This is a genomic window from Streptomyces sp. NPDC046900 (assembly GCF_040644975.1).
GTDB lineage: Bacteria > Actinomycetota > Actinomycetes > Streptomycetales > Streptomycetaceae > Streptomyces.
In genome coordinates this window covers 1-13,860 of the sequence record NZ_JBEYXD010000119.1, presented here as the reverse complement: position 1 = coordinate 13,860, position 13,860 = coordinate 1, and the positions used below count along the sequence as shown (strand labels likewise).

Below are 13,860 nucleotides of genomic sequence, written 5' to 3'. Positions count from 1 at the left end.
GCACCCGGCCCGAGCCCCAGCCGCTCCAGGCCCGAGCCCCAGCCGCACCCGGCCTGAGTCCAGCCGCTCCAGGTCCGAGCCCCAGCCGCACCCGGCCTGAGCCCAGCCGCTCCAGGCCCGAGCCCCAGCCGCACCCGGCCTGAGCCCAGCCGCTCCAGGTCCGAGCCCCAGCCGCACCCGGCCTGAGCCCAGCCGCTCCAGGTCCGAGCCCCAGCTGCACCCGGCCTGAGCCCAGCCGCACCCGGCCTGAGCCCAGCCGCTCCAGGCCCGAGCCTCAGCCGCACCCGGCCTGAGCCCCGTCGCACCCTGCCCGTGCCGCGCCGCTTCCGTCCCTTGCCCCGGCACTCCGGCCGGCGGTGGGGCCGACCCGACCGCACCCCGGGAACCCCCGGCCGCCTCCGGCACCCGCCGCCACCCCGCCAATGCACGTGCCGGAATGCCGTACCCTACGTGTTACGTATAACCCCGCACCGCCGTAATCCCCGGAAGGCCCCATGAGACGTATCGCCCTGGTCACCCTCGTCGTCGACGACTACGACGAGGCGATCCGTTTCTACACCGACGCACTCGGCTTCCGGCTCACCGCCGACGAGCCGCGGCCGGACGGCTCCCGGTGGGTCGTCGTCGAGCCCGGCGCCGCAGGTCACAGCACCGGGCTGCTGCTCGCCCGGGCCAAGGACGAGGCACAGCGCGCCCGGGTCGGCGACCAGACCGGCGGGCGCGTGGGCCTCTTCCTGCACACGGACGACTTCGCCCGCGATCACGCCCGGATGACCGCCGCCGGCGTGACCTTCCTGGAGGAACCGCGGCACGAACCGTACGGAACCGTGGCCGTCTTCCAGGACCTGTACGGCAACCGCTGGGATCTGCTCCAGCCCGCCGCCTGACCCGCCCCCAGAACCACCTGCCGAGGAACCACCGCACATGACCGCCCCGCGCATCGACATCGAGACCATCCGCCGCCTCCCGAAGGCCGTCCTGCACGACCACCTCGACGGCGGTCTGCGCCCCGCGACCCTCGTGGAGCTCGCCGACGAGGTCGGTCACGTCCTGCCCACCACCGATCCGCAGGCGCTCGCCGACTGGTACTACGAGGCGGCCAACTCCGGTGACCTGGTGCGCTACATAGCCACCTTCGAGCACACCCTGGCCGTCATGCAGACCCGCGAGGGCCTGCTGCGCACCGCCGAGGAGTACGTCCTGGACCTCGCCGCGGACGGCGTCGTCTACGGCGAGGTGCGCTACGCGCCCGAGCTGATGCTGAAGGGCGGTCTCACCCTGCCCGAGGTCGTGGAGACCGTGCAGGAGGGTCTCGCGGCCGGTATGGCGAAGGCGGCGGCAGCAGGCACCCCTGTCCGCGTCGGCACCCTGCTGTCCGGCATGCGCATGTTCGACCGCACCCGGGAGATCGCCGACCTCGCGGTGGCCTTCCGCGACGCGGGCGTGGTCGGCTTCGACATCGCGGGCGCCGAGGACGGGTTCCCGCCCGCCGATCACCTCGCCGCGTTCGAGTACCTGCGCGACGAGAGTGTGCCGTTCACCATCCACGCGGGCGAGGCATACGGCCTGCCCAGCATCCACCAGGCCCTCCAGGTCTGCGGTGCCCAGCGCATCGGCCACGGTGTGCGCATCACCGAGGACATCGTCGACGACAAGCTCGGCCGGCTCGCCGGCTGGGTGCGCGACCGCCGCATCGCGCTGGAGATGTGCCCGACCTCCAACCTCCAGACGGGCGCCGCCTCCTCGATCGCGGGGCACCCCATCACGACGCTGAAGGACCTCGGCTTCCGGGTCACCCTGAACACCGACAACCGGCTGGTCTCGGGCACCACGATGACCCGGGAGATGTCCCTGCTGGTCGAGGAAGCCGGCTGGACGGTCGAGGACCTGCGCACGGTCACGGTGAACGCCGTCAAGAGCGCGTTCATCGCCTTCGACGAGCGGAACGCCCTCATCCGGGACGTGATCCTGCCCGGCTACGAGGCGGCGCTCTGAAGCAGCCCCCGCACATAGGCGGCCTGTCCGACGTGCTGCAGATCGTCGGACAGGACGCTGACCAGCCGTACGCCCAGGGTGACCGGCGGATCCCAGCTCTCGTCCACGATCCGCTCGAAGTCCTTGGCGGCCAGCCCGCGCAGGAAGCCGAGCGTCTGCTCGTGCACGGCGTCGTAGTACCCGGTGAGCAGGTCGGCCGATTCCACCAGCGTCTTGGCGACCTCCCCCGGGGTATGGCCGTACCCCGTGTCCCGGCTCGGGTGATCGAGGCCGAAACGCTTCTCCCACCCCTGTGAGAGCCAGACCTGCTCGAGGCCGGCGGCGTCGGCGACATGGTCGTCCTGCACCCGAGTGAGATGCCAGACGAGCCACGCGATCGAGTTGGCGTCATCGGCGGGCCGGGCGTTCAGCTCGTCCGGGTCCAGACCCTCGACGGCGGCATGGACTTCTTCCTGGATGCGGTCGTACGCGTCGATGAGGATGTCCTTCGCATGCATGGGTCCACCATCGCGCATCGCGGCCGGCGACGTCAGGCGAACGTGCGCCGCGCGCCGGTCATCCTGCCGCCTCCGGCGCCTCGTGCGCGGCCGCCGTGAGAAGGCCCATCAGCGCCCGGGCCGCCGGGCTCGTCGCCTCGTCCGGCGGCAGCAGGGCGAGGGTCTCGTACAGGGCGTCGCTCTTGACCGGAAGCGACACCAGGGTCGCCGCCTCCCGCTTCTGCCCGAAGTGCCGGGGGACCACGGCGACGCCGAGCCCCTCGTGGACGAGGTCCAGCAGACTGTGCACGTCGTTGACCTCGAGTGTCACGGTCCGCTGGACGCCGGCCTGCGCGAACGCCGCGTCGGTGGTGCGGCGCGGACCCCAGTCGGGGTGGAAGTCGACGAACGCCTCGCCGCCCAGATCCTCGGGGGTCACGGGGCCACCCTCCGCCAGCGGGTGCGACGGGTGGCACAGCACGGTCATCGGCTCGCTGGTCAGCGGCACGGACCGCAGCTGGTCGGTGTCCGCCTGTGTGCGCACGGCGAACGCCAGGTCCAGCCGGCCCGCGGCGACTTCCTCGGCCAGCGCGCCCGACCCCGCCTGCCGCAGCCGGATCTCCACGTCGGGGTGCCGACGGCGGAACGCGGCGAGCAGCCCGGCGACGTTCACCCCGGCGATGCACTGTTCGGTGCCGAGGGACAGGGTGCCGCGCAGCACGCCCTGGACGGCGGCCACCGCCTCGTGGGCCGCACGCACCTGGGCCAGGATCCGCTCGGCCTCCACCAGCAGGGCGCGGCCCGCCTCCGTGAGCGTGACGCTACGGGTGGTGCGTACGAACAGCGGGGCCTGAAGCTCCCGCTCGAGGGCGCGGACCGACGCGGACAGGCCCGACTGGGACACCATCAGGCGTTCCGCTGCCCGAGTGAAGTGCCGGTCCTCGGCGACGGCGACGAAGTGCTGTAGATGGCGCAATTCCATGATTGAGAAGCGTAGACGCTGAATTCCATCCGGTTCCTCTGTTGGACCGCCGGTGCGAGGGCAGGCGAGAGTGGACCGCGTCATCGAGGAACGCCATCCTGGAGTGCACGTTGTACACGGCAGATCCCGCCCGTTACGAGGCCATGCCCTACCGCCGCACCGGACGCAGCGGCCTGCAGTTGCCCGCGTTGTCCCTCGGTCTGTGGCACAACTTCGGCCCTGACCGCCCGGTGGAGATCCAGCGGCAGATTCTGCGCCGCGCCTTCGACCTCGGGGTCACGCACTTCGACCTGGCGAACAACTACGGCCCGCCGCCCGGCGCCGCCGAGTGCGCACTCGGCGACGCCCTGAAGGCGGACTTCGCGCCCTACCGCGACGAGCTGGTGATCTCCACCAAGGCCGGATACCTGATGTGGCCCGGCCCGTACGGTGAGTGGGGCTCCCGCAAGTACCTGCTGGCCTCCCTCGACCAGAGCCTGAAGCGGATGGGTCTGGACTACGTCGACATCTTCTACTCGCACCGCCCCGACCCGCAGACTCCGCTCGAGGAGACGATGGGCGCCCTGCACTCGGCGGTCCAGCAGGGCAAGGCGCTCTACGTGGGCGTGTCCAACTACTCGCCCGAGGAGACCCGCGAGGCGGCCCGCATCCTCGCCGAACTGGGCACCCCGCTGCTGATCCACCAGCCGCGCTACTCGATGCTCGACCGCCGCCCCGAGGACGGGCTGCTGGACACGCTCGACGAGATCCAGGTGGGCTCCATCGCCTACTCGCCACTGGAGCAGGGACTGCTGACCGACCGGTACCTCGACGGCATCCCGGAGGGGTCCCGGGCTGCGAGCGACAGCTCGTTCCTGACCGCCGAGTCGCTCACCGAGGACCTGGTGGGTCAGCTGCGTGCGCTCGACGGGATCGCCAGGTCCCGCGGTCAGTCGCTGGCCCAGATGTCGCTGGCCTGGGTGCTGCGCGGCGGCCGGGTGACCTCGGCGCTGGTGGGGGCGAGCAGCCCTCGGCAGCTGGAGGACAGCGTCGCTGCCACCCGCAACCTGGACTTCGACGACGAGGAGCTGGCGCGGATCGACGAGGTCCTCAAGGCGTAGCGCTCCGGGCCTGATCGACCGCGGCCGCCGCGGGGCGATCAGGCCGCGAGGTGTGCAGTGCGGCCATGCTGGCGGCGACTGGGGCGGTGGCCCCGGCGGCGGCATGCGGGCCGCGAGGCCATCATTCCGCGATCATCCGCGTGGCGATCATCCGCGTGGCGATCATCCGCGTGGCGATCAGTCCGCGAGGCGATCAAACCGTGAGGCGTCCACTCACCTCCCGGAGGCGGGCGGCCGCCTCCGGGTCGACTGCGTAACCGAGAACGCCTGCCGACTCGCCCCGGGCCGCCAGGCCGTCTCGTCCGCCTCGGCCACCAGCGGGCTGATGCCGCAGTTCGCGCAGTAGACGCCGCCCAGCCCCGACCTGCTGCGCGGGGCCTGCCGGAGCTGGTCCGGATGCGAGCCGCCGCGATCGAGGCGCCCGTACTGAGCCGGCTACAGCTCCGGGAGCACCTTCAGTAACGCGTCCAAGCGCACCGTGGGCGTCGCCCCCGGGCGCTATCGGGACGCTGCGCGGGCGGGTGTCACGGGCTGAGCCGCTCCTCGAGGTGGACGGCCACGGTGTCGCCCTCCTGCTTCCCGATCGCCTTGCGGACATCAGCCTTGACCGGCAGTTTGTGGGTGCCGTTGCCCAGGGCCATGAACGAACTGCGGAAAGGGTGCCCGTCGATCGTGCCGCGCACCTTGACCAGTCCACGCGTCCCGAAGAACTCGACGGACCTCGGCCAAACCACATACGTCCAGCCGCCTTTGGCCTCGCTCCTGAGCAGGACGGCGGTGAACCGCTCGTCCAGTGGCCCGTTCGCGTTCATACGTTCCTCCGCTTCTGACGGTCCTCGTACCCGCATGACCGGCGGGGACGCGAGAACTCATCGGTGGGGAGCCCCGCATGACAGCGCGGCCGAGTACCCCTACGTAGCTTCCTCAATCTCCCCGATGCGTCGATTGCTCCGCGTTTGTCATGCGGCGCGACCTGGCGAAGACTGGGCGAGTAGGGGCAAATCGACTACGGTGATGCGGCCGTGTGTCGCTGCCGGACGGGTGGTCAATCGTGACGATCTCGCCCTTCGGGTCAGGTGACCCGTTCTCCGATCTCTTCAACCGCTTCTTCGGCACGAGCCCGGCCACTTCGCCGCCGGCCGTGCAACGTGTGCCCATCGGACGTCTGCTCAGCGAGTCCGCGCACGAGCTCCTCGCCGCCGCGGGAGCGCGGGCGGCCGAGGACGGCTCCGATCTCGACGCGGTGCACCTGCTGTGGGCCGCCACCCAGGTGCCCGCCGCGCGCCAGGTGCTGCAACAGGCCGGCGCGGATCCCGACCGGCTCGCCGCCGACCTGGAGTCGTCGCTGCCCTCGGGTACCGGCACCGGCGAACCGGCCCTCACCCCGGCGGCCAAGCGCGCCCTGCTGGCCGCACATGCCCGCTCCCAGGGGGCCGGTTCCTCCTACATCGGCCCGGAGCACATCCTCTCGGCGCTGCTCGACGACGCTCGCTCCCCGCTCGCCGAGACCCTCCGGTCCGAGGGTGCCTCCCCAGGCGCGCTGAGCGGCGTCGGTCGGCAAGGGCAGGCGCCAGGCGGACATCCCGACACTCCGACGCTTGACGAATACGGGCGCGACCTCACCGACGAGGCGCGCAGCGGGCGGCTCGACCCCGTGATCGGCCGGGCGAGCGAGATCGAGCAGACCGTCGAGGTCCTCTCCCGCCGGACCAAGAACAACCCGGTGCTCATCGGTGATCCGGGCGTCGGCAAGACGGCCATCGTGGAGGGACTGGCCCAGCGCATCGTCGCCGGTGAGGTGCCCAGGACGCTGAAGGACCGCCGGGTGGTCGCGCTCGACATGGCGGGCCTCGTCGCCGGGTCGCAGTATCGCGGTCAGTTCGAGGAACGCCTGAAGAAGGTGATCGACGAGGTCACCGAGGCCAAGAAGGGCGTCATTCTCTTCATCGACGAGATGCACCAGGTCGTCGGCGCGGGCACCACGGGCGAGGGCTCCATGGACGCGGGCAACATCCTCAAGCCCGCGCTCGCACGGGGCGACCTCAGCGTCGTCGGGGCCACCACCCTCGACGAGTACCGCAAGCACATCGAGAAGGACGCGGCGCTCGAACGCCGCTTCCAGCCCGTCATGGTGCCCGAACCCACCGTCGAGGACACGATCGAGATCCTGCGCGGGCTGCGCGACTGCTACGAGGCCCACCACCAAGTCCGCTACCTGGACGAGGCGTTGGACGCCGCGGCCAACCTCTCCGACCGCTACATCAGCGACCGCTTCCTGCCCGACAAGGCCATCGACCTCATGGACCAGGCCGGAGCCCGGGTCTCGCTGCGCATGGTCGGCGACACCGAGGCCGTGGAACTGGAGGAAGGCCTCAGCCGGCTGCGCCGGGAGAAGGACGAGGCGGTGAACGCCGAGGACTACGAGCGGGCGAGTGAGATCAAACGGCAGATCGCCGAGGCGGAGCAGCAGCTGTCCGGGATCGGTGAGGGCGGGGTGGCGACGCCTTCCGTCGTCACCGTCGACGACATCGCCGAGGTGCTCTCGGCGCGCACCGGTATCCCGGTCTCCCAGCTGACCGAGACCGAGCGGGAGCGGCTGATGAAGCTGGAGGAACTCCTGCACGAACGCGTCATCGGCCAGGACCAGGCGGTCACCGCAGTGGCCCAGGCGGTGCGGCGCGGCCGGGCCGGAATGGGCGATCCCGACCGGCCCACCGGCAGCTTCCTCTTCCTCGGCCCCACCGGAGTCGGCAAGACGGAACTGGCAAAGGCGCTCGCGGAACTCCTCTTCGGTGACCCCGACCGCATGATCCGCTTCGACATGAGCGAGTTCCAGGAGAAGCACACCGTCTCCCGGCTCGTGGGCTCCCCACCCGGCTACGTCGGCTACGAGGAGGCGGGCCAGCTCACCGAGGCGGTGCGCCGCAAGCCGTACAGCGTCGTGCTGTTCGACGAGGTGGAGAAGGCCCACCGGGACGTCTTCAATCTGCTGCTGCAGGTGCTGGACGACGGGCGGCTGACCGACGCCCAGGGGCGCACGGTCGACTTCCGCAACACCGTCGTCATCATGACCAGCAACATCGCCTCCAAACACATCCTCGACCACTCCGGCGACATCGAGGAGATCAGGGACGATCTGATGGCGGAGCTGCACGCGCACTTCCGTCCCGAGTTCCTGAACCGGATCGACGAAGTGATCGTCTTCCACTCGCTGGGCCGCGAGGACCTGGTGCAGATCGTCGATCTGCTCCTCGAGGGGACCCGGCGCCGGCTGCATGCGCAGGGGGTCCGGCTGGAGGTCACCGAGGCGGCCAAGGAGTGGCTGGCCGACCGCGGCTACCAGCCCGAGTTCGGTGCCCGGCCGCTGCGCCGCACCATCCAGTCGGAATTCGACAACCGGCTGTCGAACATGCTGCTGGACGGCACGCTCAACCCGGGCGACACGGTCATCGCCGATGTCGTGAAGGACGAACTGGTCCTGAGTCTCAAGGCGCTGACCGAGGAGGAGAAGGCCGCACGGGACGCGAAGGCCGACGCCCGGGCCGGGCGGGACGAGGAACCGAAGGGCACACGGGACACCGGAGGCGTCGCGGACGCCTAGTCCACCTCCGTTGACGAGTCCGGACCGAGCGGTACCCCGGGCGGCCCGGAGGCCGGCGGACGGTAGCCGGCCTCCGAGGCGACCCGGCCCGGTTCCCTGGGCCGCGCGGCCCGGTTCTCCTAGGCCACGCGCGGCGGGACGCGGTCGAGGAAGCCGTGGACGGAGCGGATGCGCCCGTCGTCGGCCAGGGCGATCACGTCGAAGCCGGCGACGGGTGCCGAACCGTCCGCCTCGTTCACCAGCTCCCAGGCGAAGCGGGCGATGTCGTGGTGCCCGTCCACCGCGCCGGACAGCCGGAAGGAGAACCCCGGGAACTGCTCGTGGGCTCCCGCGATCAGTGCGGTGATCCGCTCGTGCCCGACGACGTCGGCCAGCGGGTCGGTGTACGTTCCGTCCGCGGTCCAGGCGGCGGCGACCGCCTTCGCCAGCGCTTGGGGGCCGGTGGTGTTCCACGCCTCGAAGTAGCGGGCGACGGCGGACTCGTGGTGGTTGCCGGACTGGCGGCGGTCGGTGTCTGCGGACATGGCGGATCAGCCTCCATCGAGGTCGTAGGTGCTGGTCAGAAGCCGGATCCCGGGGCCCGGTGCCCGGCGGGAGCCGATAGCGCAACCATGCCCGGACGCGTCCGGGGCGTCGATTACCTCCGGGGTCAAGCGACAGCACCGGGCCCGCCGGCGCCCACCCCGATTCGGCCAGGCGCGGTGGTGAATATGTCAGGAGACTGGCCGAAATGGCATGGTGACAGAGTGTCAGGAGTGGCGATACTCGACGAGCTGCTCGCCGAGTCCATCGACGCGCTGCGGATGCAGCGGTTCGTCCCGGCTCTCTCCACCCCGGCCGCCTGACCCCGCCGCTGACCTCCGCGCGCTGCCCTACGGAACCTCAGACCTCGGACGAACCCGCGTGGCGAGCAGTCCGCCGGCGAACCCCGCCACCAGCCCCCACAGCGCGGCAAGGCCCAGAGCGCTCCACAGCCTCGGTTCGAGGAACAGCACACCGGACAGCCCGCCCCCGAGGTCCCCGATGCCGATCAGTGACAGGCCGTAGTGCGCCGAGATCCGGCAGATGAGACAGATCGTGAGGACGGCCGCCACCAGCGCCAGGGCCATGTGCACGGCATGCCGCCACGGCCGGATCCGGGCCGGTGATCGTGCCGCCATGGCGAACGCCGCACCGACGGTGAGCACGGCGTCGACGGCCACCAGCCACCACACCCGCCCGTCGTACTGGGCAAGGGAGTGCAGATCGAGCGTCGAGACGTCCGGGGTGCGTAGCACCTGGTCGAGCAGATGCGGCATGGGCAGCCCGAAGGGCCCGTCCACGCGACCGTTCCAGGTGGCGCCCAGTCCGATCGTGAACGCCGGCCAGATCACGTTGGGCAGCGCCAGCAGAACCACGGCGAGCGTCCGGGCGGGATGCCCGCGCGTCGCCGCCACCACCAGCCCGATCACCACGCCCACGCAGACGCAGGCGAGCAGCAGGACCACCATGGCGTACGCGGCCGGACGCACCGACTCCTGCCGGCGCAGCAACCGGGCCGGGAGCGGGGCACCGCGCGACGCCAGCAGGGCGAGGACGAGCACGCCCGCGAGCCACAGGAACCCGAACAGCAGGGTCGGCGCCAGGTCCGTCGTGTAGCCGATGCTCGGGTTGACGCCGAACAGGTCGCCGATGTCGCCGATGTCGCCGATGGTGCCGTTGCCCAGCGGGACGGTGAACGTCTGACGGGCCGCCAGCGCGAGCCCGACGAGGGCTGCCAGCCACAGCACGGCGATCCGGGCGGCCCAGCCCGCCAGTTCGGACGCGCCGGCCATGGCCCGGTGCCGCAGCGGGCGCAGGAACCCGGTAGCGATCACCAGCGCCCCCGCGAGCGTCACCGACAAGGGCATCGCCGTCAGCCCCGCCCGGGTGTCCGCGAGTGCGCCGGCGTCGCCCGCCAGCCGCACGCTGCCGCCGCCGGCCATGACGACCGTGGCGGCCACCACCCGGGGGAATCCGTTGTCGGGAATGCCGGTGCCGCCCGCCGCCCACAGGCCGAGCGCGGCGAGCACGCCCATGACGATCACCCCTGCCAGCACCGTCACGGCGGCCTGGACCCAGCCGTGCCGGGCGGACGGTGGAGTTCCGGTGCGGGCGACGGCCTGGCCGGACGAGGGCGGGGCGCTCACGCTGCCACGCTAGGCACCCCTTCCGTGTTCCGCCTGCCGGGAGAGCCGACTCCATCGACCGCGGCCCGGCACCCTGCCCTTTTCACAAGCAGACGGGGCACGCCACCGGGGTTCTACTTGCCGATGACGGTCCAAGGGGCACTGGCGCGCGGCAATCCCAGCTCCGCCTCCAACCGGGCCATCTGCTGGCTGAGTGCCGACTGCGCGACATGGCAGCGCTGCGCGGCGCGGGTGGAACTCTGTGTGTCAGCCACTGCGAGGTAGTACGTCAGGTACCGCAGCTCCACGGTTGCCCCGTTCCGTCGGCCGTTGTCGTGGCCGACGGAACGGGGCGCGCTCCGGCTCACGGACCGCTGTCCTCCCGAGCCTCGCCCTCCTGCTCACCGGGAGCGCCGTCACTGTGCCGGTCCCTTCTCGACGCCGTCCGGCGCGGCTCCGCCGCGCGTCAGGAACGCCTCGAGACGGGCGGCGAACGCGGCGAGGTCGTCGGCTACGAAGTGCACGGCGTCCGAGGGCACCACCAGCGCCCGCCCCGACACGGCGAGCGTCTCGCCCCGCGGCACGAACACCTTGCGCCGGCGTTTGCGCGACCCGGAGACCAGCGCATCGCGCGCATTGATCCGGAAGCCCACCACCCGCCCACTGGCGCCGCCCTCGACGACGACGTCCAGTACGACGCCGATCTCGGTGCCCGCGTCGGTGAGCACCCGGGCACCGAGCACCCGGCCGTGCGAGGCCTCCCGGCGCTCCACCACCGCCGACCGGTCGGCGAGCACCTCCGGGTCGCGGATCATCACGGCGTGCCGGCCGAGCGCGTGGACCGCGGTCCACGGCAGGCTCTTGCGCAGCGGTCCGGCCAGCAGACCCCGGCCGCTGAGCGTGAAACCGGTGATCCGGCCCGCCGGACCGTCGAAGACCGTGTCCCTCACCTGGGCGACCGCCTCCCCGCCCAGAGTCACCACGGGACGTCCCGACAGCTCGCGTGCCCCCATCAACTCGTTCATCGCACGCCCCGCCCTCCGGGCCCCCGCTCCCGCCGTACGGTGATCACCGTGCCCGACCGCCGACGCGCCTGCACCCACAGGAACAGCCCGGTCACCAGCACGATCGCCGCCACCACGAGGACCGGCCACACCCACCAGCTCACGGCCACCTCCGCCACCCCGCCCCGGCGGCGTCCCACCGGGTGTCGTACTCTGCGGGTGCCCCGCACCCGCGCGAAGATGCGCCCGCCGGCCCGGCCGGTCGGTCGTCGGCAAGAGGGGCTGTCCGTACGGTGAGTGGGGAACGCGTTGCTGGGTACGAGCACTGGTGCGGTGCCTCTTCCACGGGGTTTCCGCACTGTACGACTCCCGGCATCCGAGAGAGACCGCATGATGGAGCACCTGGACGGAGCAGTGATACCGACTGACTTCGACACGCCCGTTGAACCGCTGCGGCGGGCGGCGCACTACACCGGGGAGCCGGGCTCCATCGCTGAGGCCAGGGCCTTCGGCGAGCTGTTCGTCGAACAGCTCCGGTCCGAATGGTGCGCCGCCATCGACGCGCGGGCGACCGGCGATGTCCTGCTGGTGGTGAGCGAGCTGGTCACCAACGCACAGCGGCACAGCCACGGCCCGTACATCCTTGAGCTGGAGGGCACCGACACGGTCGTCACCGTCGCCGTGTACGACAGCAGCAACACACTTCCCCTGCGTTTTCCGAAGGACCCCGGGCGGATCGGCCGGCACGGCCTTGAGATCGTCCATGCGCTGGCGGACCATGTCGCGTGCGAACGGGTCCCGGTCGGCAAGTGCGTCAAGGCCGTGGTGAAGCTGGGGCACTGAGACACAACAAAGAGCCCGTGGGTCCGAGGGGCCCACGGGCTCTTTCGCGCCGACGTCCGGTCGCCCCGTCCGTCAGGTGGCGTCCACCCGCTTCACGTCGTCCAGCATTCCGCTCCGCAACTGCTCGATGATGCGCTTGATCAGCCGGGAGACATGCATCTGCGAGCAGCCGAGGCGGGCGCCGATGTCGGCCTGTGTGGCCTCTTCCACGAAGCGCATGTGGATGATCGTCCGGTCGCGTTCGCTCAGCTCGGCCACCAGGGGAGCCAGGGTGTGGAAGTCCTCGACGAGGCGCATGCCGTCGTCCTCCTCACCGATGAAATCGGCGAGGACGGCCTCTCCGTCCTGCTCGTCGCCGGCCAGCGTGGCGTCCAGTGAAGAGGAGTTGTAGCCGTTGGCCGCGATCTGCGCCTCGACCACCTCGTCCTCGGAGAGGTTCATCAGCGCGGCCAGTTCGGCGACGGAGGGTTCGCGGTCGAGGCGGGTCGCGAGCTCCTCGCGCGCCTTGGCCAGCTCGACCCGCAACTCCTGCAGACGCCGGGGCACATGGACGGCCCAGGTCGTGTCGCGGAAGAACCGCTTGATCTCGCCGACGATGTAGGGGATGGCGAAGGAGGTGAACTCCACCTCCCGGGAGATCTCGAACCGGTCGATGGCCTTGATGAGCCCGATCATGCCGACCTGGACGATGTCCTCCATGTCGTCGCTGCGGTTGCGGAACCGTCCGGCCGCGAACCGGACCAGCGACATGTTCATCTCGATCAGTGTGTTGCGCGCGTACTGGTAGTCGTGCGTGCCCTCTTCCAGCGTGGTCAGGCGCTGGAAGAACTGGCGGGACAGTTCCCGGGCGTCGCGAGGAGCCACGGTCCTCGGATCCGTGACGGTCGGCAGGCTCTCCTCACCAGCCCTGGTGCTGACGCTCTCGTCGGTGACCGTCGACCAGCTCATGGCGGTGTCCATTACCTCTCCCACGAAACTCACTGTTGGGCCTCTCGGCGTTGTCCAAGCGTCGTGCTTCCGCGCATACCCCTATCTCGACACCTCATGTACGCATGCGGCGAAGAAGCTTGTGGCGCGGCTCTCGCGGGCCGGGTGGGGACGCCGCACCGGAGCCGGTGCGCAAGACGGAAGGCGCGCAGGCCGGACGCGGACTTCGACGGTGCCGCGCCGCCCTGGCGGCGTCGGATTCACCCAGGGCAGAACGCGGCTCCCTTCCCAGGGCACCACGGATCCCTAGGCTGGAGGGGTGAGCGATCGTGCCCCGAAGGAAGCCCGTGTCATCCCGCTGCGTCCGCAGACCGGCCCGCCCCGCACCGGCGGGACGGACCGGCCGCCGCGGCAGCCGGAGCGGACGCCGCACACCCCGGCCCCGAGGGAGCCCCTGTGGCGCGACCTCCTCGGCGAGGTGCTGCGGCGCGAACGACTCGCGCAGGAGCGCACGCTCAAGGATGTCGCGGAGGAGGCCCGGATCTCGATGCCCTACCTGTCCGAGGTGGAGCGCGGCCGCAAGGAGGCCTCTTCGGAGGTGCTCGCCGCCGCCGCTCAGGCCCTCGGGCTCGGCCTCGCCGATCTGCTCTCGCGCGCCCAGAGCGAGCTCGCGCGGCCCGCCCGGACCCGGGCCGGCCGGGGCCGCACATCGCCGACGGCGCACTACGACGGTCTGTGCCTCGCCGCCTGACCGGCACCCGGCCCGCCGGGGTCAGACGAGCGCG

General features: G+C 71.3%; 14 protein-coding genes and 1 pseudogene. 6 read left to right on the top strand and 9 right to left on the bottom strand.

What is annotated here, in order from left to right:
* Positions 1-494 precede the first annotated feature (494 nt).
* The gene (locus ABZ904_RS46105; protein ID WP_359401480.1) at positions 495-887 is read left to right on the top strand and encodes a VOC family protein; all 393 of its coding nucleotides are present in this window, start codon (positions 495-497) and stop codon (positions 885-887) included.
* 37 nt (positions 888-924) lie between these two features.
* Positions 925-1,995, top strand: a complete 1,071-nt coding sequence (locus tag ABZ904_RS46100) for an adenosine deaminase (protein WP_360993648.1) — start codon at positions 925-927, stop codon at positions 1,993-1,995.
* On the opposite strand, the gene ABZ904_RS46095 is transcribed toward ABZ904_RS46100, so the two are convergent.
* Together ABZ904_RS46095 and ABZ904_RS46090 are read right to left on the bottom strand one after the other, a co-directional pair.
* Complete coding sequence (locus ABZ904_RS46095) at positions 1,977-2,492, bottom strand: DinB family protein (RefSeq protein WP_361830116.1); 516 nt, start codon at positions 2,490-2,492, stop codon at positions 1,977-1,979. The genes ABZ904_RS46100 and ABZ904_RS46095 overlap by 19 nt on opposite strands.
* A gap of 58 nt (positions 2,493-2,550) precedes the next feature.
* Positions 2,551-3,453 carry a LysR family transcriptional regulator gene (locus tag ABZ904_RS46090; protein ID WP_359401471.1) on the bottom strand — a complete coding sequence of 301 codons (903 nt, stop codon included), beginning with the start codon at positions 3,451-3,453 and terminating at the stop codon, positions 2,551-2,553.
* Between the two features lie 110 nt (positions 3,454-3,563).
* Here ABZ904_RS46090 and mgrA point away from each other — a divergent pair, with 110 nt between their 5' ends.
* Positions 3,564-4,553 (top strand): L-glyceraldehyde 3-phosphate reductase, encoded by a 990-nt coding sequence (gene mgrA / locus ABZ904_RS46085; protein ID WP_359401468.1) that lies wholly within the window; start codon positions 3,564-3,566, stop codon positions 4,551-4,553.
* Positions 4,554-5,077: 524 nt separating this feature from the next.
* Here the strand turns inward: mgrA and ABZ904_RS46080 are convergent.
* Entirely contained in the window at positions 5,078-5,365 is a 288-nt protein-coding gene (locus ABZ904_RS46080) for a DUF1905 domain-containing protein (RefSeq protein WP_361830113.1), read from the bottom strand.
* Between the two features lie 239 nt (positions 5,366-5,604).
* On the opposite strand from ABZ904_RS46080, the gene ABZ904_RS46075 reads away from it, so the two are divergent.
* Positions 5,605-8,154, top strand: coding sequence for an ATP-dependent Clp protease ATP-binding subunit (locus ABZ904_RS46075; RefSeq protein ID WP_360993636.1), 2,550 nt, complete (start codon positions 5,605-5,607; stop codon positions 8,152-8,154).
* 119 nt (positions 8,155-8,273) lie between these two features.
* Here the strand turns inward: ABZ904_RS46075 and ABZ904_RS46070 are convergent, their stop codons facing one another.
* The 5 genes and pseudogenes from ABZ904_RS46070 to ABZ904_RS46050 form a co-directional block, all read right to left on the bottom strand.
* A complete protein-coding gene (locus ABZ904_RS46070; protein WP_359406573.1) occupies positions 8,274-8,678 on the bottom strand; it encodes a nuclear transport factor 2 family protein in 405 nt (134 codons plus the stop codon).
* A 348-nt stretch (positions 8,679-9,026) separates the two neighbouring features.
* Positions 9,027-10,322, bottom strand: coding sequence for a streptophobe family protein (locus ABZ904_RS46065; RefSeq protein ID WP_361830110.1), 1,296 nt, complete (start codon positions 10,320-10,322; stop codon positions 9,027-9,029).
* A 155-nt stretch (positions 10,323-10,477) separates the two neighbouring features.
* Positions 10,478-10,609, bottom strand: a pseudogene (locus ABZ904_RS46060) (LysR family transcriptional regulator); the annotation flags it as partial.
* A gap of 108 nt (positions 10,610-10,717) precedes the next feature.
* Complete coding sequence (locus ABZ904_RS46055) at positions 10,718-11,326, bottom strand: PRC-barrel domain-containing protein (protein ID WP_359406567.1); 609 nt, start codon at positions 11,324-11,326, stop codon at positions 10,718-10,720.
* A complete protein-coding gene (locus tag ABZ904_RS46050) occupies positions 11,323-11,469 on the bottom strand; it encodes a hypothetical protein (protein WP_361830108.1) in 147 nt (48 codons plus the stop codon). The genes ABZ904_RS46055 and ABZ904_RS46050 overlap by 4 nt, the downstream gene beginning before the upstream one ends.
* A 226-nt stretch (positions 11,470-11,695) precedes the next feature.
* Between ABZ904_RS46050 and ABZ904_RS46045 the strand changes: the two genes are divergently transcribed.
* Positions 11,696-12,148, top strand: coding sequence for an ATP-binding protein (locus ABZ904_RS46045; protein WP_359406561.1), 453 nt, complete (start codon positions 11,696-11,698; stop codon positions 12,146-12,148).
* Positions 12,149-12,220: 72 nt separating this feature from the next.
* On the opposite strand, the gene ABZ904_RS46040 is transcribed toward ABZ904_RS46045, so the two are convergent.
* Positions 12,221-13,108 carry an RNA polymerase sigma factor SigF gene (locus tag ABZ904_RS46040; protein ID WP_361830120.1) on the bottom strand — a complete coding sequence of 296 codons (888 nt, stop codon included), beginning with the start codon at positions 13,106-13,108 and terminating at the stop codon, positions 12,221-12,223.
* 286 nt (positions 13,109-13,394) lie between these two features.
* Here ABZ904_RS46040 and ABZ904_RS46035 point away from each other — a divergent pair, with 286 nt between their 5' ends.
* A complete protein-coding gene (locus ABZ904_RS46035; RefSeq protein ID WP_361830106.1) occupies positions 13,395-13,826 on the top strand; it encodes a helix-turn-helix domain-containing protein in 432 nt (143 codons plus the stop codon).
* Positions 13,827-13,860 lie beyond the last annotated feature (34 nt).